The following is a 20,291-nucleotide window of genomic DNA, read 5'->3' as shown; positions in this document are numbered from 1 at the left end:
CCGCGTTCACAAAGGGGGTCTTAGGACCGCGGGCGGAAACAGGACCGGTCGCATGGCAGGGGTGTAACGCGGCTTTGCCCCTTACGCTGGGCGGGTGACTGGCGTACGGGTGCGGGATGAGCAGCAGGTGCGGGGGAGCGCAGGGGACGACGGGGTGCTCGGCCGCCGGTACCGGGCGCTGACGCTCGGGATCGTCTCCGTGGTGCTGCTGATCGCCTTCGAGGCGACCGCGGTGGGGACCGCGATGCCGGTGGCGGCGCGCGAGCTGCACGGCGTCGGGCTGTACGCCTTCGTCTTCTCCGGGTTCTTCACGACCTCGCTGCTGGCGATGGTGATCAGCGGCCAGTGGTGCGACCGCAGCGGTACGCAGGCGCCGATCACGGTCGGTATCGGGGGGTTCGCGGCCGGGCTCGTGGTCAGCGGGACCGCGCAGTCGATGGGCCCCTTCCTGCTCGGCCGGGCGGTCCAGGGCTTCGGCGCCGGGCTGGTGATCGTCGCGCTGTACGTGGTGGTCGGGCGGGCGTACCCGGAGCGGCTGCGCCCCTCGGTGATGGCGGCGTTCTCGGCGTCCTGGGTCGTACCCTCCATCGTCGGGCCGCTGGTGTCCGGCACGGTCACCGAGCAGCTCGGCTGGCGCTGGGTGTTCCTGGCGATCCCGGTCCTGGTGGTCCTGCCGGTGATGGTGATGCTGCCCGCGCTGCGGCGGACCGCCCGGGAGGCAGCGGAGGCCGGGGGCTCCGGGTTGTCGGGGCGGGGCGCGGCGCAGGGCGCGGCGAAGGACGGCCGGCCGGCGATGAACGGGCGGCGGATCTGGCTCGCGGCGGCGCTGGCCACCGGTGCGGTGCTGCTGCAGTACGCCGGGCAGGACCTGCGGCCCGTCTCGGTCGTGCCCGCGGTGGCCGGCGCGGCCCTGCTCGTACCGTCGGCGCTGCGGCTGCTGCCGCGCGGGACCTTCCGGGCGAAGCGCGGGATTCCGACGGTGGTGCTGATGCGGGGGATGGCCGCGGGTACGTTCATCGCCGCCGAGAGCTTCATTCCGCTGATGCTGGTCACCCAGCGGGGTCTGTCGCCGACGCTGGCGGGCCTCTCGCTGGCCGGTGGCGGCCTCACCTGGGCGCTGGGCTCCTACCTCCAGTCCCGGCCGGGGTTCGAGGCGTCCAGGGAACGGCTCGTGCAGGTCGGCCTGCTCTGTACGGCCGCCGCCATCGCCGCGGTCCCGCTCGCCCTCGACCACGCGGTCCCCGCCTGGGTGGTGGCCGTCGCCTGGTCCGTCGGCGGTTTCGGGATGGGGCTGGCCATCTCCACCATCGGCGTCCTGCTGCTGCGGCTCTCACCGCCCGCCGACGCGGGCGCCAACTCCGCCGCCCTGCAGGTCTCCGACGCCCTCTCCAACGTCCTGCTGGTCGGCGCGGCCGGCACCGTCTTCGCCGCCCTCGGCGGCGGCTCCGTGGCCCCCTCCGCGGCCGGCGCGGCGGCGACCGCGACCTCCGCCCACCCCACTGCCTTCGCCGCCGTCTTCCTCCCGGCCGCCGCCCTCGCCCTGACCGGCGCCTTCATAGCCACCCGCCTCCGCCCCGGGCCCCGGCCCTGACCGGGAGCCGCCGGGGGCCGGTTGTGAGCTGAGTCGCACCCGGGGGCGCCGCGGCGTCGGGGACCGGAGATGCGGGGCTCGACCGATAGGCTGAGGCGGTTTTCGTACGACCCGCGGGGCGAACCCGCAGCCGTGTCGCCGACCCCGACGGAGAACGTGACTACCACCGCTTCGCACCCGCATCACAGCCTGTCTCCCGCCTTTCCCGGGCGCGCCCCCTGGGGGACGGCGGGCAAACTGCGGGCCTGGCAGCAAGGGGCGATCGACGAGTACGTGGCGAAGCAGCCACGGGACTTCCTGGCGGTGGCGACACCGGGCGCCGGGAAGACCACCTTCGCGCTGACCCTGGCCTCGTACCTGCTCCACAACCACCTGGTGCAGCAGATCACCGTGGTCGCGCCCACCGAGCACCTCAAGACGCAGTGGGCGGACGCGGCGGCGCGGATAGGGATCAGGCTCGACCCGGACTACAGCGCGGGGCCCGTCTCACGGGAGTACCACGGGGTCGCGGTCACCTACGCCGGGGTGGGCGTGCGGCCGATGCTGCACCGCAACCGCTGCGAGCAGCGCAAGACCCTGGTGATCCTGGACGAGATCCACCACGCGGGCGACAGCAAGTCGTGGGGCGAGGCGTGCCTGGAGGCCTTCGAACCGGCCACCCGCCGCCTCGCGCTGACCGGTACGCCCTTCCGGTCGGATACCAACCCGATCCCCTTCGTGACCTACGAGGAGGGCAACGACGGCATCCGCCGCAGCTCCGCCGACTACACCTACGGCTACGGCAGCGCGCTCGCCGACGGCGTGGTGCGCCCGGTGATCTTCCTCAGCTACAGCGGCAACATGCGCTGGCGTACCAAGGCCGGTGACGAACTGTCCGCGCGGCTCGGCGAGCCGATGACCAAGGACGCCATCGGCCAGGCCTGGCGGACCGCGCTGGCGCCGACCGGGGAGTGGATCCCCAATGTGCTCAGGGCCGCCGACCAGCGGCTCACCGAGGTGCGCAAGGCCGTCCCGGACGCCGGCGGCCTGGTCATCGCCACCGACCAGGACTCGGCCCGCGCCTACGCCAAGCTGCTCAAGGAGCTGACCGGGCACAAGGCGACGATCGTCCTGTCCGACGACACCGGCTCGTCCAAACGCATCGAGAAGTTCACCGAGAGCGACGACCGCTGGATGGTCGCGGTCCGCATGGTGTCGGAGGGCGTGGACGTCCCCCGGCTGGCGGTCGGCGTCTACGCCACCACCATCTCGACGCCGCTCTTCTTCGCCCAGGCGGTGGGCCGCTTCGTACGGTCACGGCGGCGCGGTGAGACCGCGTCGGTCTTCGTCCCCACCATCCCGATGCTGCTGGAGTTCGCCGGCGAGATGGAGGTCGAGCGCGACCACGTGCTCGACAAGCCGAAGAAGCAGGGCGAGGAGGACCCGTTCGCCGAGGAGGACAAGCTCCTCGCGGAGGCCGAGAAGGGCGAGGACGAGGCCACCGAGGACGACATGCTGCCCTTCGAGGCGCTGGAGTCCGACGCGGTCTTCGACCGGGTGCTCTACGACGGCGCCGAGTTCGGGATGCAGGCCCACCCGGGCAGCGAGGAGGAGCAGGACTACCTCGGCATCCCCGGCCTGCTGGAGCCGGACCAGGTGCAGCTGCTGCTCCAGCGCCGCCAGGCCCGGCATATCGCCCACAGCAGGAAGAAACCGGACGAAGAGGCCGACCTGCTCGAACTGCCCGCCGACCGGCGCCCGGTGGTCAGCCACCGCCAGCTGCTGGAGCTGCGGAAGAAGCTGAACACGCTCGTGGCCGCGTACAACCACCAGAGCGGCAAGCCGCACGGCGTGATCCACACCGAACTGCGCAAGGTCTGCGGCGGTCCGCCCAGCGCGGAGGCGACCGCGGGTCAGCTGACCGAGCGGATCAAAAAAGTTCAGGAATGGGCGACGCGGATGCGGTGATGTTCGCCGGATTGTAGGTGATCTGTCCGCAGTCGAACCCCAAAGGTCGGTCAAGGCGGCGCCCGGATTGTGGACGACCCCTTCCGCTGAGCGGTACCCGCTCGCTACGGTGCCGGTCACGCACGCGCCGTGGCAGTGCAGCCGCGGAGCGCAGCCGGGTATCAAGACCAATCCCGGCGGCCTCTCCGCGCACTGCCGCGGGACCGGCAGTGCGTTTCCGTTCTGGAGACCGTGAGATGCGCTGCCGATTTCACGAGGAGGGGGCGTCGTGACCGCGGAGACGTCTCAAACGCTCGACCGGGGCCTGAGGGTCCTCAAACTGCTCGCCGACACCGACCACGGGCTCACGGTGACCGAGCTGGCCGCCAAGCTCGGGGTCAACCGCACCGTGGTGTACCGGCTGCTGGCCACGCTGGAGCAGCACTCGCTGGTCCGGCGCGACCTCGGCGGCCGGGCCAGGGTCGGCCTGGGGGTGCTGGGCCTGGCCCACCAGGTGCACCCGCTGCTGCGCGAGGCGGCGCTGCCCGCCCTGCGTTCGCTGGCCGAGGACATCGGGGCCACCGCCCACCTCACGCTGGTGGACGGCAAGGAGGCGCTGGCCGTCGCCGTGGTGGAGCCGACCTGGACGGATTACCACGTGGCCTACCGCACCGGCTTCCGGCACCCGCTGGAGCGCGGTGCCGCCGGCCGGGCGATCCTGGCGGGCCGCGGTATGCAGCCCGCCGCGGACGGCCGCGGCTGGGAGCTGTTCGCGGACGCCGCGGACGGTGCCGAGGAGGTGCCGGACCCGGCGGGGGTCTACGCCGAGGTGGCCGCGGCCGGGGTGGCCCGCGCCGACGGTGCCGACCGTACGATCGGGGCCGGCGGGCCCGTCAACCAGGTCCGCTACGTCCTCACCCAGGGTGAGCTGGAGGCCGGCGCGAGCGGCGCCGCCGCCCCGCTGCTGGGCGTACCCGGCATCGAGGGCAGCGTCGGTGTGGTGATGCTGGCGGACTCCGTACCCGAGCGGGTGGGCCTGCGGGTGGTGGAGGCGGCCACCGAGGTCGCGGACGCCCTGCGCTGACCGCCCCCGTACGGCCGGCGCCCGGTCCGGCTGACAGTCCCGCCGGAGTCGGGGGCAGCGGGCCCCGGACGTCTCCCGCCCCGGCCGACGGCTCCGTGGGGACCGTGAGCGGAACGTGACGCGGGCGGCGGCGAGGACGGTGCGGTCGTGAAATAGGGTCGGGCGCATGCCTACGCTCTCCCGCCGGTCCCTGACCCTCGCCGCGTGCGCGGCGGTCGTGGTGGCCCTGCTGGCGGTGGCCGCCTTCGCGCCGCTGCCGGTGTCGATCGTCGTCCCCGGTCCGACCACGGACGTCCTCGGCACGGACAAGGGCTCCCCGGTGATCACCGTCACCGGCGCTCCGGTCCGCAAGACCAGCGGGCAGCTGCGGATGGTGACCATCTCGGCCACCGAGCCGAACGCCGCCGTGCACTTCACCGACGTGGCCAAGGCGTGGTTCAAGAAGAGCCAGGCGGCGATGCCGCGGGACGCGGTCTACCCCAGCGGCGGCTCGGTCGAGCAGATCACGAAGGTCAACCAGAAGGAGATGACCGACTCCCAGGTGGCCGCCACCTCCGCCGCGCTCAAGGAACTCGGGCTCTCCCCGGCCACGGTGAAGGTGGACCTGCGGCTGGCCGACGTCGGCGGCCCCAGCGCGGGCCTGCTCTTCAGCCTCGGCATCATCGACAAGATCGGCGGCGACGGGCACGGCGGCGACCTGACCGGCGGCCGGACCATCGCCGGCACCGGCACGATCGACGCCGCCGGCAAGGTCGGCGCGGTCGGCGGTGTCCCGCTGAAGGAACAGGCCGCCCGGCGCGACGGCGCCACCGTCTTCATCGTCCCGCGTGACGAGTGCGGTGACGCCAAGGCCGAGCTCCCCAGCGGGCTTCGGCTGATCCCGGTGACCACCCTGGACGGCGCCCTGTCCGCGCTCTCCGCCCTCCGCGCCGGGCGGCAGCTGCCGTCCTGCTGAGCGGGCTCACGAATCCGCCGGCGCGGGTTCGGCGCGCAGCGCCCTGGCCGGCGGCTCGGCCGCCGTCTCCCACCGCCGGAAGGCCGGCAGCACCAGCGGGCTCAGCGTCGTCAGCAGATACGTCACGCTGACCGCGGCCATCGCCGCGGTCAGCCCGGCGTACTGCACCAGATACCCGCCGAGCAGCCCGCCCATCGGCACCGCCACCAGCACCCCCGAGCTCACCGCACCGAACACCCGGCTGCGCAGCCGTTCCGGCACCAGCCGCACCATCTCGGTGCCGATGATCGGGTTGAGCACCCCCGCCGCGAGCCCGCACACCGCGCAGGTGACCACGATCGGGGTGAGCCCGGGCACCAGCGCGGCCACCGCGGTGCGGGGGAAGCCGCAGACGATGAAGGCCCCGATGAACAGCCCGCGCTGCGGCAGCCGGTGGCCGACCCCGAACACCCCGTAGAGCAGCGAGCCGGCCAGCGCGGCGGCCCCGAACGTCCCGGAGATCACGCCGACGCTCACCGAACCGCCCAGGTTCTCCCGGGCGTCGACCGGCAGCAGCACCGCCGACCACGCCTGGTCGAGCGCGTTGGTCACCATCACCATCAGCACCACCGCGAAGAGCAGCCGGGCCGCGACCAGATACGCGTACCCCTCGCGCAGTTCGGCCCGGTAGCCGGCGAAGGTCGGCCGCCGCCGGGAGACGCCCTCGGCCCGCTCCCGGCCGCCGTGGTGCACCCCGAAGCCGATCAGCAGCGCGGACACCGCGAAGGAGACCGCGTCGAGCAGCAGGACGTCGGCGGCGCCGATCGCGGCGATCAGCACACCGGCGAGCGGTGCGCCGAGCATCCGGGCGCCGCGCGAGGCGCCCTCGTACGCGCTCGACGCCCGCTGGATCGTGGTCCCGGCCCGGTCGGCGAGGCGCGGCATCAGCACTTCACGGGCGGTCTCGCCGGGTGCGTGGAAGAGGCCGTTGACCGCGACGAGCGCGAGCAGCCATCCGTAGGAGAGGCCGCCGGCCATGTGCAGCAGCGGCACCGCGGCGGTGGCGACCGCGCAGACCGCGTCGGAGACCACGCTGGTGAGGGTGAAGCCGAGCCGGTCGATCAGCGGGCCGCCGAGCAGCGCGGCGATCACCACCGGCAGGGTGCCGGCGAAGGCGACCAGGCCGGCCCGGGCCGGGCTCCCGGTGGTGTCCAGGACGAACCACGGCACCGCGACCAGGGTCAGCATGCTGCCCGTGATGGAGACGACGTTGGCGGCCAGCAGCACCCCGAGCGGGCGGCGGTCCCGGCCGGCGGGTGACGCGGGTATGGCGGACGTACTCATCGGAAATCCCCCGTGGATGTGGATGTGGATGTGGATGTGGATGCGGTGTTCGGTGACGTGCCCTGGGCGTGGTGCGGCGCGGTACGCCGTGCGTGCGGCGTACCGCGAGGTGACGCCGGGTCAGTCGATACGGCGCGGGAAGGCGTGGAAGTGGATGCGGACCGAGGCGGTGCCGTCCGCCGCGGGGCTGCGCGGGTGCTGGCCGGCGGGCGGTTCCGGCACCCGGTGGCGGTAGGACTCGATCAGGTCGTGCATCCGCCGGCCGAGTTCGGTGGCGAGTTCCGGAGTGAGCCGCAGGCTGAAGTTGCTCATGTCACCGACGCTCCGCCACGGCTCCTGCCACTCGTGCAGGGTGCCGAGCCAGGTGCTGAGCTGTTCCGCGTGACTGACGGCCAGTTCGTGCATGAAGGTGTTCAGCGCGCCGCGGACCCCGGGATCGGGGTGGTGCAGGAACTGGTCCACGTCGTCGAAGCGGGTGCCGCGGTGCACCGCCTTCCACCACCGTTCGCGGCCGGTGCCGCGCTCCGGGTCGTCTTCGACGAAGCCGTGGGCGGCGAGCTGCCGCAGGTGGTAGCTGGTGGCGCCGCTGGATTCGCCGAGCCGGTCGGCGAGCTTGGAGGCGGTCGCGGGGCCGAACTCCTGGAGGTCGGACATCAGCCGCATCCGCAGCGGGTGGGCGAGCGCGCGCAGTGAGCGGGGATCGAGGCGGCGCACGGTGTCGCCGTCGGCGAGGGCGGTGACGTCGGTGGCCGGGGGCGCCGCGGGCTCGGCGGGTCCGGCGGCTGCCGCGGTCCGGTCGGTGTCGTGGGGGCGGATCTCGTCCGCCGGGGTCTCGGGCACGGCCACCACGCTAAGGGACCGCAAAGGTTCTTTGCAACGCTTATTTGCAAAGAACCTTTGCATCCGGGTGAGGCGAGGCAAGGAGGCCGGACGAGGCGCGCGGACGGTGCGGGGGCGGGTGGCGGGCGGGCCCGCGTGGCCCGGGTTGGGCGGGGCCCGCCCGCTCGACCGCGCGGCGGCGCTATTCGTCCTGCGCCGCCTGGGCCACCAGGGGGATGATCCGCAAGGGGACCGGGTTCTCCATCACGATCGCGGTGGCCGCGCGGACGATGCCGTCGAAGCCGACGACCCGGTCGATGACCCGCTGCAGATCCGCGTTGGAGCGGGCCACCAGGCGGCAGAGCATGTCGCCCTGCCCGGTCGTGGTGTGGAGTTCCAGCACCTCCGGCACACCGACCAAGTGCGCCCGTACGTCGGCGCCTTGGCCCTGCTTGATCTCCAGCGTGGCGAACGCGGTCACCGGGTAGCCGAGCGCCGCCGGGTCCACCTGCGGGCCGAAACCGCGCACCACACCGTTCGCCTGCAGCCGGTCGAGCCGTGCCTGCACCGTGCCGCGGGCCACCCCGAGCCGCCGGGACGCCTCCAGTACGCCGATCCTCGGCTCCTCGTCCAGCAGGGTGATCAGCCGGCCGTCCAGCGCGTCGATGCCCATTGCGTCGCTCCCGTCGTGGTCATCCTGTACGGATTGACCCATCGATCCTGACTTTCGCTGCACACCATGTCCAGCGAAAACCGGAACTATTGCGCACGTTGAGAGGTGGCGGGACGCTTCAGTCATGACTGAGACCCGGGATGCTTTCCCCGTAAAAGGCATGGACGCCGTCGTCTTCGCCGTGGGCAACGCGAAGCAGGCCGCGCACTACTACTCGACCGCGTTCGGCATGCGCCGGGTGGCGTACGCCGGACCGGAGAACGGCAGCCGCGAAACCGCCTCCTACGTCCTGGAGTCGGGCGGCGCCCGCTTCGTCCTCACCTCCGTCATCAAGGCCGAGACCGCCTACGGCCGCTTCCTGGCAGCCCATGTGGCCGCGCACGGCGACGGTGTCGTCGACCTCGCCATCGAGGTCCCGGACGCCCGTGCCGCGTACGCCTACGCGGTCGAGCACGGCGCCACCGGGATCGAGGAGCCGTACGAACTCAAGGACGAGAACGGCACGGTGGTGCTCGCGGCCATCGCCACCTACGGCGAGACCCGGCACACCCTGGTCGACCGCACCGGCTACGACGGCCCCTATCTGCCCGGGTACGCCGCCGCGGGACCGATCGTGGAGCCGGCCGGCAAGCGGTACTTCCAGGCCGTCGACCACTGCGTGGGCAACGTCGAACTCGGCCGGATGAACGAGTGGGTGACCTTCTACAACAAGGTCATGGGCTTCACCAACATGAAGGAGTTCGTCGGCGACGACATCGCCACCGAGTACTCCGCGCTGATGTCCAAGGTCGTCGCCGACGGGTCCCGGAAGGTCAAGTTCCCGCTCAACGAGCCGGCCGCGGGCAAGAAGAAGTCCCAGATCGACGAGTACCTGGAGTTCTACGGCGGCCCCGGCGTGCAGCACATCGCGCTGGCCACCAACGACATCGTGGCGAGCGTACGGGCCATGCGGGCGGCCGGCGTCGAGTTCCTGGACACCCCCGACTCGTACTACGACACGCTCGGCGAGTGGGTCGGCGACACCCGGGTGCCGATCGAGACCCTGCGCGAGCTGAAGCTGCTCGCCGACCGGGACGAGGACGGCTATCTGCTGCAGATCTTCACCAAGCCGGTGCAGGACCGCCCGACCGTCTTCTTCGAGATGATCGAGCGCCATGGCTCGATGGGCTTCGGCAAGGGCAACTTCAAGGCGCTCTTCGAGGCGATCGAGCGCGAGCAGGAGCGCCGCGGCAACCTGTGAGTGCGGTGGGCGCGGTGACCGCCGTGAGCGCCGTGAGCGCCGTGCACGTCTGAGGACGGCCGCCGCGCCGCAGCCGGGCGGGCACCTGGTGCCCGCCCGGTGATTGAGAACGCGGGGGAGCAGGTGACAAGCTGAAGATATGTCCGACCTGATCAGCGCGCTCCGCTCCGGCCTCTCCCAGGGCACCGTCCTCACCGACCCCGATGTCACCGCCGCCTACGCCCATGACATGGCGAGCTTCTCCGCGTCGGGGACGCCCGCGGTGGTCGTACTGCCGCGGACGGTCGAGGAGGTGCAGCACGTGCTGCGCACCGCGACCGCGCTACGGGTGCCGGTGGTGCCGCAGGGCGCGCGGACCGGTCTGTCGGGCGGTGCCAACGCCGGTGACGGCTGGATCGTGCTGTCGCTGGCGAAGATGGACCGGATCCTGGAGATCGATCCGGTGGAGCGGATCGCCGTGGTGGAGCCCGGAGTCGTCAACGCGGCGCTCTCCCGGGCGGTGGCCGAACAGGGCCTGTCCTACCCGCCGGACCCGTCGAGCTGGGAGACCTGCACCATCGGCGGCAACATCGGCACCGGCGCGGGCGGCCTGTGCTGTGTGAAGTACGGGGTCACCGCGGAGTACGTGCTCGGCCTCGACGTGGTGCTGGCGGACGGCCGGCTGCTGACGACCGGCCGGCGTACCGCCAAGGGCGTCGCGGGCTACGACCTGACGCGGCTCTTCGTCGGCTCCGAGGGCACTCTCGGGGTGGTGGTCAAGGCGGTGCTCGCGCTGAAGCCGGCGCCGCCCCAGCACCTCGCGCTCGCCGCCGAGTTCCCGTCGGCCGCCGCGGCGGGCGCCGCGGTCTGCTCGATCATGGCGAGCGGCCACGTACCGTCGCTGCTGGAGCTGATGGACGGCACCACGGTCCGCGCCGTCAACAAGCTGGCGAAGATGGGGCTGCCGGAGGAGACCGGGGCGCTGCTGCTCGCCGCCTTCGACACCCCGGACCCGGCGGCCGACCTGGCCGCGCTCGGCGAGCTGTGCCTCGCGGCCGGTGCCACCGACGTCGTACCGGCGCAGGACGCCGCGGAGTCCGACCTGCTGCTGCAGGCCAGGCGGCTGTCACTGACCGCGCTGGAGACCCTCTCCTCCGCGACCATGATCGACGATGTGTGCGTACCCCGGTCCCGGCTCGGTGAGATGCTCGACGGGGTGGCCGCGGTGGCGGAGAAGTACGGGCTGACGATCGGCGTCTGCGCGCACGCCGGGGACGGCAACACCCACCCGGTGGTCTGTTTCGACGCGCACGACCCCGAGGAGTCCCGGCGGGCCCGCGAGTCCTTCGAGGAGATCATGGCGCTCGGCCTGTCGCTGGGCGGCACCATCACCGGCGAGCACGGGGTGGGCCTGCTCAAGAAGGAGTGGCTGGCAAGGGAGTTGGGGCCGACCGGGCTGGAGCTGCAGCGCGGGCTGAAGGCCGTCTTCGACCCGCTGGGGCTGCTCAACCCGGGCAAGCTGTTCTGACCGGGGGCCCGCGTCACGCACTGGCGTCCGGGTTCTCGTCCTTGCCGGCGCAGGGGTCGCGCAGCCACGCCTCGTCGCCGGCCGCCGGGGCGAGCAGCCGGCTCAGGCCGTCGTCCATGCTCAGCTGCTCGTGCTCGGTGCCGGGCGCGACCACCCGCAAGGTGCGCTCCAGCCAGGAGGCCACCGGTGAGGAAGGCGCCTCCAGCAGCGCGTCCCCGTCGGGGGAGCTGAGCGCGAGACAGATCACGCTGCGGCCGTTGACCTTCGTCGGCCAGATGCGCACATCGCCGTTTCCGCACGGCCGGAACACCCCCTCCACGATCAGTTCGCGGGCGAACGTCCAGTTCACCGGGGTCTGCGACCCCACATGGAAGGTGACATGCACGGCGTAGGGGTCGGTCGTGCGGTAGGCGAGCTTGGCCGGCACCGGAATGCTGCGTTCCGGCGACAGGACAAGCTGCATCTCGAGTTCGCGTTCCACCACGGTCTGCATGAGTCGACGTCCTTTCCTCGGCGCGGTGGCCCCTGCCGGAAGGTTGCGCTGCGGGGCCTGCACCTGGAGAGAGCGCGTGCCTCTCCAACCATTACGCGGGTTACCGGTACGTGGTTCAAATTTCCAGAACCTGTGGCGCATGACAACGCGTAGGGGGTAAGGACGTCAGGGAGTGGACCCGCCGGGCCCACAGGTCTGGTAGATGTGGACGCACACCCCCGGCCGAGCAGATACGGAATCCGTGAACCATGAGCGCACCCACTTCTGGCTCCTCCGGTTCTTCCTCGTCCTCCGCCGCGCCGGCTCCGGGCTTCTACCCGGACCCGTCGATCCCCAACTACATCCGGTACTGGAACGGTTCGGCCTGGGTCCCCGGTACGAGCCGGCCGGCCGGTGCGGAGGGCACGGCGCCACCGCCGCCTCCCGTGGTACCCGCGCAGAGCCAGGGCCCGGCCGCGAGCACGGCCCCGCCGCCGCCGAGCCCTGCTCCGCCGCCGAGCCCCGCCCCGCGTCCTGCCCCGGCCCCGCGTCCCCCGGCGGTGGACGAGTCGGGGCCGATGTTCCTCGACGAGGACCCGGCCGCGCCCCGCTCCCAGTCACCCGCGGCGCCCGCGGCACCAGCGGCACCCGTTCCCAACTGGCCGGTACCCGCCCAGCAGGGCCAGGACCTGCCGCCGATCTCCTGGGGCGCCCGCGCCCCGGCGGAACCGGCCCCGCCGGCCCGGCAGCGGCAGGCCCCCTCACCCGCTGCCGCGCCGCAGCAGCCCGTGCCGCCGCAGGCATCCCGGCCGGCACCTCATGCGGCACCCCAGCCGTTGCCTCAGCCGTTGCCCCAGCCGTTGCCCCAGTCATCGGCACAGTCATCGGCACAGCCATCGCCCCGGCCGGCGCCACGGCCCGCACCGCAGTCCAGCCCCCCGTGGGCGGCCCAGGTGCACGACCTCGCCCGGCAGGGGCCGGGGCCGGGCCGCCCGGACGCCGTGCTCCCCTGGCGGCCCCCCGCCGCGGACCCGTTCGCGAGCGCGCTCAGCCAGGAGCGGCCCGGCGGGCTGGTCCGGCGGTTCGCCGCCCGGGTGATCGACACGGTGGTGGCAGCCGTGGTGGTCGGCGCCGCGGCCGTACCGCTCGGCAGCGCCGCCTACCACCACGCCAAGGACAAGGTGGACGCGGCGAAGCTGACCGGTGAGACGGTCAAGGTGTGGCTCATCGACGGCACCACCGGCACGCAGTTGGGCGCGGTGCTGGTGGTGGCGGTGCTGGCCGGGCTGCTCCTGGAGGTGCTGCCCACCGCCAAGTGGGGCCGGACGCTGGGCAAGAAGCTGGTCGGCCTGCACGTGCTGGACATCGAGGCGCAGCAGCCGCCCGGCTTCGGCGCGAGTCTGCGCCGCTGGCTGACGTATGTGCTGCTCGATCTGCTGGTCATCGGCGTCGCCGGGGTGCTGTGGTGTCTCTTCGACCGGCCGTGGAAGCAGTGCTGGCACGACAAGGCGGCCCACACCTTCGTGGCCGGCGGCTGACCGGCCGGCCGGGCTCGCCGCCATACCCCGAACGGGTCGCGACGGCGGGCGCCGCCGGCAACCGCGGGTTTGACTCGGGACATGAGTTCCGATCAGCCGGGCCCCGGTTCCCCTGACGACCCGTTCGCCAAGCCGCCGGGCAACCCGTACGGCAACCCGCCGCCCGGCGACGGCGGCCCGTACGGTCAGGGCGGCCCCCACGGTGCTCCGCCGCCCGGCGACGGCGGCTTCGGACAGGACCCGTACGGCCGCGGCCCGCAGGACCCGTTCGGCGGCGATCCGTACCCCGGCGGCCCGCAGGGGCCCGGCCCCGGCCCCGACCCGCTGGCCGGCATGCCCCCGCTGGCGCCGGCCGGCCGGCGGATCTTCGCCCGGATCGTCGACGTCGTGGTGGTGCTCATCCCCGGCTACCTGCTGGAGTGGGCGGTGGTCGGGATGCAGGACGGCAGCGATGTGAACTGGGGACGCTCGGCGGTCGGCGGGGTGTTCACCGCCGGCATCGGCTTCTTCTACGAGTGGCTGATGACCCGGTCCACCGGCCAGACGCTGGGCAAGCGGGCGATGGGGCTGCGGACCGCGATGCTGGCCGACGGCGACATCCCCACCTCCAACGCCGCCGCACTGCGCGCGGCGGTGCTGTGGGTGCCGGTCTTCTGCTGCTACTGCGTCTGGTTCCTGCTCATCGGCATCACGGTCGCCTTTGACAAGCCGTACAAACAGGGCCTCCACGACAAGGCGGCCAAGACCGTGGTGGTGCAGGTCGTCTGACGGCCGGCCGATGGCGGATCACGGTCTGTACGGCCACCCGGATGGCTGATTGACTCATCGGTCATGAGTGCTGACCGACCGTACGGTATGCCCCCGCTCGCGCGGCTCGGCAGCCGCTTCCTGGCCCGGGTGATCGACACGCTGGTGCTGATCGGGATCGACCTGCTGCTGGCCACCGCGGTGGCCGGGCCGACCGACCCGGAGGACTACTCCTACGCCGGCGACGTGCTGCTGACCGCGCTGGTCTTCGTGCTGTACTTCGCCTACGAGGGCGCCATGACGGCTGCCCGCGGGCAGACGCTGGGCAAGATGGCGCTGGGCATCCGGGTGGCGCAGCTGGCCGACGGCGCGGTGCCCAGCAGGACCGGGTGGACGCGGGCGGCGGTCTACGCGCTGCCCGGGGTGCTGCTGGTGATCGCGGTCGGCCCGCTCTTCTGGCTGCTCGACTCGCTCTGGTGCACCTGGGACAGGCCCTTCCGGCAGTGCCTGCACGACAAAGCGGCCAAGACCGTGGTCGTGGCCGCCGTCTGACGCGTGGTCCGGACGATCCGCCCTCCGGTGGCCCGGGGTGCGGGCCCGGTGGTCAGCGCCGCAGGGAGTGCTCGCGCACCCGCTGCGCGGCGGCGCCGGTGCGCACCCGCGCCCTGGGCACCGCGGCCGCGGAGGTCAGGGGAGCGGTGGCGGGCCGGGCGGCAGCGGCGGGGGTCCTGCGGCTGCTCGCCGCCATCCCCGTCGCGACCAGCAGACCGAGTACCAGTCCGCCCGCGGCGACCGCCACCACCGCGGCGCCCGAGCGGGCGTCGGTGAGCAGCAGCACCACCAGGGTGAAGAGGACAACGGTCAGTGTTCCATAGGCGACTTGCGCGTTCGTAGGACGTGGCATCGGGGGAATCCGTCCTCGGGTACGTCGAAAGCGGGGGCACGCTCGGGATGACTCTACGGTTCGGCATGCCCGCGCCTGACACCGGGTAAGCACCGCCTTACCACCGGTGCGGTGCACACGGGGGCGCACGGGGGTCGCACGCGTGACCGAGCAACAGCGGTCCGTGGCAGTGCTGTTGTCTGTGTGTCCGCTGAGCGGAGCGGGGAAACCGGCAAACGTACTGGCGTGCCATGCCCAAGTCAAGATCTGTTTTTTCCTTCGCCACTCCGATGCAATGGCCTTTCCCAAGGGGAGGTCAAGGATCTTGAAAATACAGCGGAGGATCACCAAACCCGCCGCCCTGGCTCTCGCGATAGCCGTGCTGGGCGTACCCGCGGTCACCGCCGCCGGGGCGCACGCGGCCACGCCCGCGTCGCCCACCCCGGCGGTGGCGTCCGACCCGGCGACCAGCCAGGCGCAGCAGGCACACAACCTGCCGGGTCCGTTCAGCGAGAAGCAGGCGGCGGAGCACTCCGCCGCCCTTCAGCAGGTCGTCTCCGGCGATGCCACGGTCCAGCAGCGCGGCGCGTCGAAGGTGGTCCAACTCGGCGGCGGCAAGGGCAAGAAGAGCAAATACGTCGAGCTGGACCGGGAGAAGACCGACAAGATCTTCACGATTCTCGCCGAGTTCGGCGACCAGGTGGACAGCACCACCACCTACGACCCGGACGGCCCGGACGGGCCCCAGCCGCCCGTCACCAAGTTCGGCGGCACCCCCGGCCCGGCGCACAACACCATCGCCAAGCCGGACCGGAAGAACGACAACAGCACCGCCTGGCAGGCCGATTACAACGAGCAGCACTTCCAGGACCTCTACTTCTCGCACGACGCGAAGAAGGAATCCCTCGCGAAGTACTACGAGAAGCAGTCCTCGGGCCGCTACTCGGTCGACGGTGAGGTCTCCGCCTGGGTCAAGGTGCCGTGGAACGAGGCCCGTTACGGCTCCAACTGGTGCGGTTCCAGCACCTGCTCCACCGCCTGGGACCTGATCCGCGACGCCACCACCGCGTTTGTCAACGACCAGAAGGCGCAGGGCCGCACCGACGCGCAGATCAAGGCGGACCTGTCGGCGTACGACCAGTGGGACCGTTACGACTACGACGGCGACGGCAACTTCAACGAGCCCGACGGTTACATCGACCACTTCCAGATCGTGCACGCCGGCGAGGACGAGTCCGCGGGCGGCGGCGCGCAGGCCGAGGACGCCCTGTGGGCGCACCGCTGGTACGCCTACGGCACCGACGCGGGCAAGACCGGCCCGGCGGACAACAAGGCCGGCGGCACCCAGATCGGCACCACCGGCATCTGGATCGGCGACTACACCCTGCAGCCGGAGAACGGCGGCCTTGGTGTCTTCGCCCACGAGTACGGTCACGACCTGGGCCTGCCCGACGAGTACGACACCACCGGCGCCGGTGAGTCCGGTGTCGCGTACTGGTCCCTGATGTCCGACGGCTCCTGGTCGGGTACCGGCAAGGACGCGATCGGCGACCTGCCGGACGACCTGACCGCCTGGGACAAGCTGCAGCTCGGCTGGCTGAACTACGCCACCGTCAAGGCGGCCAAGACCTCCACCACCAAGCTGGGCGTCGCCGCGTACAACACCAAGGACAAGCAGGCACTGGTCGTCCAGCTGCCGGACAAGGCGGTCACCACCACCGTCGTCACGCCCGCCGAGGGCAGCAAGCAGTGGTGGAGCGGCAGCGGCGACAACCTGTCGAACACCCTGACCCGCTCGGTCGACCTCACCGGTGCCTCCACCGCGTCCTTGAACCTCAAGGGCTGGTGGGACATCGAGGAGGACTACGACTACCTCTACGCCGAGGTCTCCACCGACGGCGGCGCCAACTGGAACTTCCTGGACGGCACCGCGGACGGCCGGAGCATCCCGCGTGACGGCGGCGACAACCCGGCGCTGACCGGCACCTCCGGCGCGTACGAGGACCTCGCCTACCCGCTGGACGCCTACGCGGGTCAGCAGATCCAGCTGCGCTTCCGCTACCTCACCGACGGCGGGGTGGCGCAGATGGGCTTCGCGGCCGACGCGATCACCATCACCGCCGACGGCCGGAGCGTGCTCAGCGACGGCGCCGAGACCGACGACAACGGCTGGACCGCCAAGGGCTTCTCCCGGATCGGCGGGTCGTTCACCAGCGACTACCCGCAGTACTACATCGCGGAGAACCGGCAGTACGTCTCCTACGACAAGACGCTGAAGACCGGCCCGTACAACTTCGGCTGGACCAGCACCCGGCCGGACTGGGTCGAGCACTACCCGTACCAGAACGGTCTGCAGATCTGGCTCTGGGACACCTCGCAGTCCGACAACAACGTGGGCATCCACCCGGGCGCCGGGGAGATCCTGCCGGTCGACGCGCACCCCAAGGCGGAGAAGTGGTCGAACGGCAAGATCATCCGTAACCGGGTGCAGTCGTACGACGCCACGTTCAGCTGGTACCCGACGGACGGCTTCACGCTGCACAACGACGGAGTGGCCGCCAGGATCAGCCCCAAGCTCGGGGTGCCGTTCTTCGACGACCACTACGGCTCGTACTGGGACAGCGCCAACCCGACCGGCAGCGTGAAGGTGCCGGACACCAACACCCGCATCACGATCGTGAGCGAGCCGCTGGACGGCAGCACGATCACCCTGCTGGTGAGCAAGGCGCACCGGTGAGGACCCGATGATCACCGGCGATGATCTGGTGATTATCCGCACATAGGGTCTGACCTGCGAAGACGGTGTGTTCGGCCGTCGCCCTCTGGTGGGCGGCGGCCGGACCGCCAATGATGTGAGCATGGCCGCAGGCGGATTCATCAGACTCCCGGGCGGCACGGTCGTCGTCGCACTGGCCGTGCCCGATCCGGCCTGCGCCGAGCACACCGTGCGGGTGGTGGTGCACGCCCTGAACCGCCAGCGGGCGCTCACCCGGCTCAGCAACCTCGGCTTCCGCGGCGCCCGGCTCTCCGGCAACGCGGAGCCGCCCACCCCGGACGAGGCCACCGCGGTACTGCACCACCCGGACGGCCTCATCTGGCGCGATTACCACGCGCGGACCGGCGAGCCGTGGCATCCGATCTCGGCGCTGAGCCGCCCGGCGCGCCGGGCGTAGGCCGGGCCCTGGCGGGCCCTGCGTCTCAGGCCACGGCCGGCTTGCCGGAGAGCTCCACGCCGGCCTCCCGCAGCTCGGTCAGCGCCCGCTCGGTGCTGTCGGCGGCCACCCCGGCGGTCAGGTCGAGCAGCACCCGGGTGGCGAAGCCGGCCCGGGCCGAGTCCAGCGCGGTGGCGCGCACGCAGTGGTCGGTGGCGATGCCCACCACGTCCACCTCGGTGACCTGCCGCTCCCGCAGCCAGTCGGCGAGCAGGCCGCCGTTCTCGTCGTGGCCCTCGAAGCCGCTGTAGGCCGCGGCGTGCTCGCCCTTGGAGAAGACCGCGTCCACCGCGCCGGAGGCGACGGCAGGGGCGAAGTTCGGGTGGAACCCGACGCCCTCGGTGCCGGCGACGCAGTGCACGGGCCAGGAGGCGACGTAGTCCGGGTGCGCGGAGAAGTGCGGGCCGGGGTCGATGTGGTGGTCGCGGGTGGCCACCACGTGGCGGTACGCGCCCGCGGAGTCGCCGATCAGGTCGGTGATCGCGGCGGCCACGTCGGACCCGCCGGTCACCGCGAGGCTGCCGCCCTCGCAGAAGTCGTTCTGCACGTCGACGACGATGAGTGCGCGGTGCATTTTGCCCTTCCGGCGGATGGGGTGGGGTGGGGGTACCGAGCGTATTGGCTCCGCCCCGCACCGGGAAGTGGGACACCGCCCCACACCCCCTCGGGGTCCGACCCTTGCCTGTCGGCTGCCGCCCCGTCGTGGCTCGTCGCGCAGTTCCTCGCGCCCCTTGGGGGTACCGACCGTTGTCTGTCGGGTGCTGCGCCGTCGTGGCTTGTCGCGCAGTTCCTCGCGCCCCTTTGGGGCGCGACTTCCCTTGCCCCAGGGGGAACGTGCCCCGTCAGGGGCGCTGGGGGCACCCCCGGACGAAGTCTGGGGGAGGAACTGCGCGAGCAACCACGTGCCGGGCGGGTGGTCCGGGGGCGGCCGGGAGGGGCAGGACGGACGGGCCAGGCAGGGCGTCAGCGGTACTCGACGGGGAGGGCCGGTTCGCCGCGGGAGAGCTGGGTCGCGGAGAGCGGAAGCCCCCCGCGCGCGGCCACATGCCGGTCGCGCGCCGCGTCGAGCGGCTCGCGGCCGACCACCACGCCACCCCGGACGAGCGGCACCAGCAGGAGCCGGTCGACGAGATCCGCCGGCACCTCCCCCGTGCCGATGACCTCCGCCTCGGCGACCCCCTCCGCGTCGAGCCGCCGCGCCGCCCACTTGCGCCCGCCGACACTCGTCTTCCCGCCCATCGACTTCTTCGCCACCGCGACCAGCGGCGAGTCCGGGTCGTCGGAGGAGGAGCGGGCCACCAGCTTGTAGACCATCGAGCACGTCGGGTGCCCACTGCCGGTCACCAGCGACGTACCGACCCCGTACGCGTCCACCGGCGCCGCCGCCAGCGAGGCGATCGCGTACTCGTCCAGGTCCGAGGTGACCACGATCCGGGTGTCCTTCGCGCCCAGGTCGTCCAGCTGCTGCCGCACCCGGTGGGCGAGGAGCAGCAGGTCACCGGAGTCGATGCGGACCGACCCCAGCTCGGGCCCGGCGACCTCGACCGCGGTGCGGACCGCCGTGGCCACGTCGTAGGTGTCGACCAGCAGCGTGGTGTCGCGGCCGAGGGACTCCACCTGGGCGGTGAAGGCGTCCTTCTCGGTGTCGTGCAGCAGGGTGAACGCGTGCGCGCTGGTCCCGATGGTGGGCAGCCCGTAGCGGAAACCGGCCGCCAGGTTGGACGAGGAGCGGAACCCGCCGATGTACGCGGCCCGCGAGGCGGCCACCGCGGCCAGCTCGTGGGTGCGGCGGGCCCCCATCTCCATCAGCGGCCGGCCGCCGGCCGCCACCGCCATCCGGGAGGCCGCCGCCGCGATGGCCGAGTCGTGGTTGAGGATCGACAGCACCACCGTCTCCAGCACCACCGCCTCGGCGAAGGTGCCCTCGACCCGCAGGATCGGCGAACCGGGGAAGTACACCTCGCCCTCGGGGTAGCCCCAGATGTCCCCGGTGAAGCGGAAGTCCGCCAGATAGTCCAAGGTGGCGTCGTCCACCACGCCCGCACGGGAGAGGAAGTCCAGCACGGGCCGGTCGAAGCGGAAGTTCTCCACCGCGTCCAGCACCCGGCCGGTGCCCGCCACCACGCCGTACCTGCGGCCCTCCGGCAGCCGGCGGGTGAAGGTCTCGAAGACCGACCGGCGGTGCGCGGCGCCGCTGCGCAGGGCCGCCTGCAGCATCGTCAGCTCGTACCGGTCGGTGAACAGTGCGGTGGACGGCACGTCCACCGGCAGTCCCAGGTCTGCTGTGCTCATGGCCAGGATGCTACCCCTGATTTCGTCAG

At 72.3% G+C, this 20,291-nt stretch carries 18 protein-coding genes and 1 pseudogene; 12 read left to right on the top strand and 7 right to left on the bottom strand.

The annotated features are described in order from the left end of the window. Positions 1-94 precede the first annotated feature (94 nt). From OG552_RS12965 to OG552_RS12950, 4 genes are all read left to right on the top strand, one after another. Positions 95-1,591, top strand: a complete 1,497-nt coding sequence (locus tag OG552_RS12965) for an MFS transporter (protein WP_329132404.1) — start codon at positions 95-97, stop codon at positions 1,589-1,591. Between the two features lie 156 nt (positions 1,592-1,747). Beyond that, positions 1,748-3,538, top strand: a complete 1,791-nt coding sequence (locus tag OG552_RS12960; RefSeq protein WP_329132402.1) for a DEAD/DEAH box helicase — start codon at positions 1,748-1,750, stop codon at positions 3,536-3,538. Between the two features lie 268 nt (positions 3,539-3,806). After that, positions 3,807-4,601, top strand: a complete 795-nt coding sequence (locus OG552_RS12955; protein ID WP_329132400.1) for an IclR family transcriptional regulator — start codon at positions 3,807-3,809, stop codon at positions 4,599-4,601. 166 nt (positions 4,602-4,767) lie between these two features. Further along, positions 4,768-5,556: a S16 family serine protease gene (locus OG552_RS12950; RefSeq protein WP_329132398.1), complete on the top strand. Its 789-nt coding sequence runs from the start codon at positions 4,768-4,770 to the stop codon at positions 5,554-5,556. Positions 5,557-5,562: 6 nt separating this feature from the next. Here the strand turns inward: OG552_RS12950 and OG552_RS12945 are convergent, their stop codons facing one another. From OG552_RS12945 to OG552_RS12935, 3 genes are all read right to left on the bottom strand, one after another. Then, on the bottom strand, positions 5,563-6,879 hold the full coding sequence (locus OG552_RS12945) for an MFS transporter (RefSeq protein WP_329132396.1): 1,317 nt from the start codon (positions 6,877-6,879) through the stop codon (positions 5,563-5,565). Between the two features lie 120 nt (positions 6,880-6,999). After that, complete coding sequence (locus OG552_RS12940; protein ID WP_443070921.1) at positions 7,000-7,719, bottom strand: ArsR/SmtB family transcription factor; 720 nt, start codon at positions 7,717-7,719, stop codon at positions 7,000-7,002. Positions 7,720-7,900: 181 nt separating this feature from the next. After that, positions 7,901-8,371 (bottom strand): Lrp/AsnC family transcriptional regulator, encoded by a 471-nt coding sequence (locus tag OG552_RS12935; protein WP_329132394.1) that lies wholly within the window; start codon positions 8,369-8,371, stop codon positions 7,901-7,903. 124 nt (positions 8,372-8,495) lie between these two features. Here OG552_RS12935 and hppD point away from each other — a divergent pair, with 124 nt between their 5' ends. Next, positions 8,496-9,611: a 4-hydroxyphenylpyruvate dioxygenase gene (hppD, locus tag OG552_RS12930; protein WP_329132393.1), complete on the top strand. Its 1,116-nt coding sequence runs from the start codon at positions 8,496-8,498 to the stop codon at positions 9,609-9,611. A 139-nt stretch (positions 9,612-9,750) separates the two neighbouring features. Further along, on the top strand, positions 9,751-11,118 hold the full coding sequence (locus OG552_RS12925; protein ID WP_329132391.1) for an FAD-binding oxidoreductase: 1,368 nt from the start codon (positions 9,751-9,753) through the stop codon (positions 11,116-11,118). A 13-nt stretch (positions 11,119-11,131) separates the two neighbouring features. Here OG552_RS12925 and OG552_RS12920 read toward each other — a convergent pair whose 3' ends face one another. Further along, a complete protein-coding gene (locus tag OG552_RS12920; RefSeq protein ID WP_329132389.1) occupies positions 11,132-11,611 on the bottom strand; it encodes an SsgA family sporulation/cell division regulator in 480 nt (159 codons plus the stop codon). A 248-nt stretch (positions 11,612-11,859) separates the two neighbouring features. Between OG552_RS12920 and OG552_RS12915 the strand changes: the two are divergent. From OG552_RS12915 to OG552_RS12900, 4 genes and pseudogenes are all read left to right on the top strand, one after another. Beyond that, positions 11,860-11,997, top strand: a pseudogene (locus OG552_RS12915) (DUF2510 domain-containing protein); the annotation flags it as partial. Between the two features lie 546 nt (positions 11,998-12,543). Further along, positions 12,544-13,128 (top strand): RDD family protein, encoded by a 585-nt coding sequence (locus tag OG552_RS12910; protein WP_329140782.1) that lies wholly within the window; start codon positions 12,544-12,546, stop codon positions 13,126-13,128. 81 nt (positions 13,129-13,209) lie between these two features. Then, complete coding sequence (locus tag OG552_RS12905) at positions 13,210-13,896, top strand: RDD family protein (RefSeq protein ID WP_329132387.1); 687 nt, start codon at positions 13,210-13,212, stop codon at positions 13,894-13,896. Between the two features lie 63 nt (positions 13,897-13,959). Then, positions 13,960-14,427: an RDD family protein gene (locus OG552_RS12900; protein WP_329132385.1), complete on the top strand. Its 468-nt coding sequence runs from the start codon at positions 13,960-13,962 to the stop codon at positions 14,425-14,427. Positions 14,428-14,479: 52 nt separating this feature from the next. Here the strand turns inward: OG552_RS12900 and OG552_RS12895 are convergent, their stop codons facing one another. Further along, entirely contained in the window at positions 14,480-14,779 is a 300-nt protein-coding gene (locus tag OG552_RS12895; protein ID WP_329132383.1) for a hypothetical protein, read from the bottom strand. 304 nt (positions 14,780-15,083) lie between these two features. Between OG552_RS12895 and OG552_RS12890 the strand changes: the two genes are divergently transcribed. Together OG552_RS12890 and OG552_RS12885 are read left to right on the top strand one after the other, a co-directional pair. Continuing rightward, entirely contained in the window at positions 15,084-17,495 is a 2,412-nt protein-coding gene (locus tag OG552_RS12890; protein WP_329132381.1) for an immune inhibitor A domain-containing protein, read from the top strand. A gap of 121 nt (positions 17,496-17,616) precedes the next feature. After that, positions 17,617-17,931 (top strand): hypothetical protein, encoded by a 315-nt coding sequence (locus OG552_RS12885; protein ID WP_329132378.1) that lies wholly within the window; start codon positions 17,617-17,619, stop codon positions 17,929-17,931. A 25-nt stretch (positions 17,932-17,956) separates the two neighbouring features. On the opposite strand, the gene OG552_RS12880 is transcribed toward OG552_RS12885, so the two are convergent. Then, positions 17,957-18,544 carry an isochorismatase family protein gene (locus tag OG552_RS12880; protein WP_329132376.1) on the bottom strand — a complete coding sequence of 196 codons (588 nt, stop codon included), beginning with the start codon at positions 18,542-18,544 and terminating at the stop codon, positions 17,957-17,959. Between the two features lie 389 nt (positions 18,545-18,933). Further along, on the bottom strand, positions 18,934-20,262 hold the full coding sequence (locus tag OG552_RS12875; RefSeq protein ID WP_329132374.1) for a nicotinate phosphoribosyltransferase: 1,329 nt from the start codon (positions 20,260-20,262) through the stop codon (positions 18,934-18,936). Between the last annotated feature and the right edge of the window lie 29 nt (positions 20,263-20,291).

The organism is Streptomyces sp. NBC_01476 (assembly GCF_036227265.1).
Classification (GTDB): Bacteria; Actinomycetota; Actinomycetes; order Streptomycetales; family Streptomycetaceae; genus Actinacidiphila.
This window is presented reverse-complemented; position numbering and strand designations above follow the sequence as displayed.

Coding starts and splice junctions, on each gene's coding strand:
- OG552_RS12905 (WP_329132387.1), top strand. CDS start 13,210: ATGAGTTCCGATCAGCCGGGCCCCGGTTCCCCTGACGACCCGTTCGCC.
- OG552_RS12945 (WP_329132396.1), bottom strand. CDS start 6,879: ATGAGTACGTCCGCCATACCCGCGTCACCCGCCGGCCGGGACCGCCGC.
- OG552_RS12885 (WP_329132378.1), top strand. CDS start 17,617: ATGGCCGCAGGCGGATTCATCAGACTCCCGGGCGGCACGGTCGTCGTC.
- OG552_RS12920 (WP_329132389.1), bottom strand. CDS start 11,611: ATGCAGACCGTGGTGGAACGCGAACTCGAGATGCAGCTTGTCCTGTCG.
- OG552_RS12900 (WP_329132385.1), top strand. CDS start 13,960: ATGAGTGCTGACCGACCGTACGGTATGCCCCCGCTCGCGCGGCTCGGC.
- OG552_RS12895 (WP_329132383.1), bottom strand. CDS start 14,779: ATGCCACGTCCTACGAACGCGCAAGTCGCCTATGGAACACTGACCGTT.
- OG552_RS12925 (WP_329132391.1), top strand. CDS start 9,751: ATGTCCGACCTGATCAGCGCGCTCCGCTCCGGCCTCTCCCAGGGCACC.
- OG552_RS12875 (WP_329132374.1), bottom strand. CDS start 20,262: ATGAGCACAGCAGACCTGGGACTGCCGGTGGACGTGCCGTCCACCGCA.
- OG552_RS12880 (WP_329132376.1), bottom strand. CDS start 18,544: ATGCACCGCGCACTCATCGTCGTCGACGTGCAGAACGACTTCTGCGAG.
- OG552_RS12950 (WP_329132398.1), top strand. CDS start 4,768: ATGCCTACGCTCTCCCGCCGGTCCCTGACCCTCGCCGCGTGCGCGGCG.
- hppD (WP_329132393.1), top strand. CDS start 8,496: ATGACTGAGACCCGGGATGCTTTCCCCGTAAAAGGCATGGACGCCGTC.
- OG552_RS12935 (WP_329132394.1), bottom strand. CDS start 8,371: ATGGGCATCGACGCGCTGGACGGCCGGCTGATCACCCTGCTGGACGAG.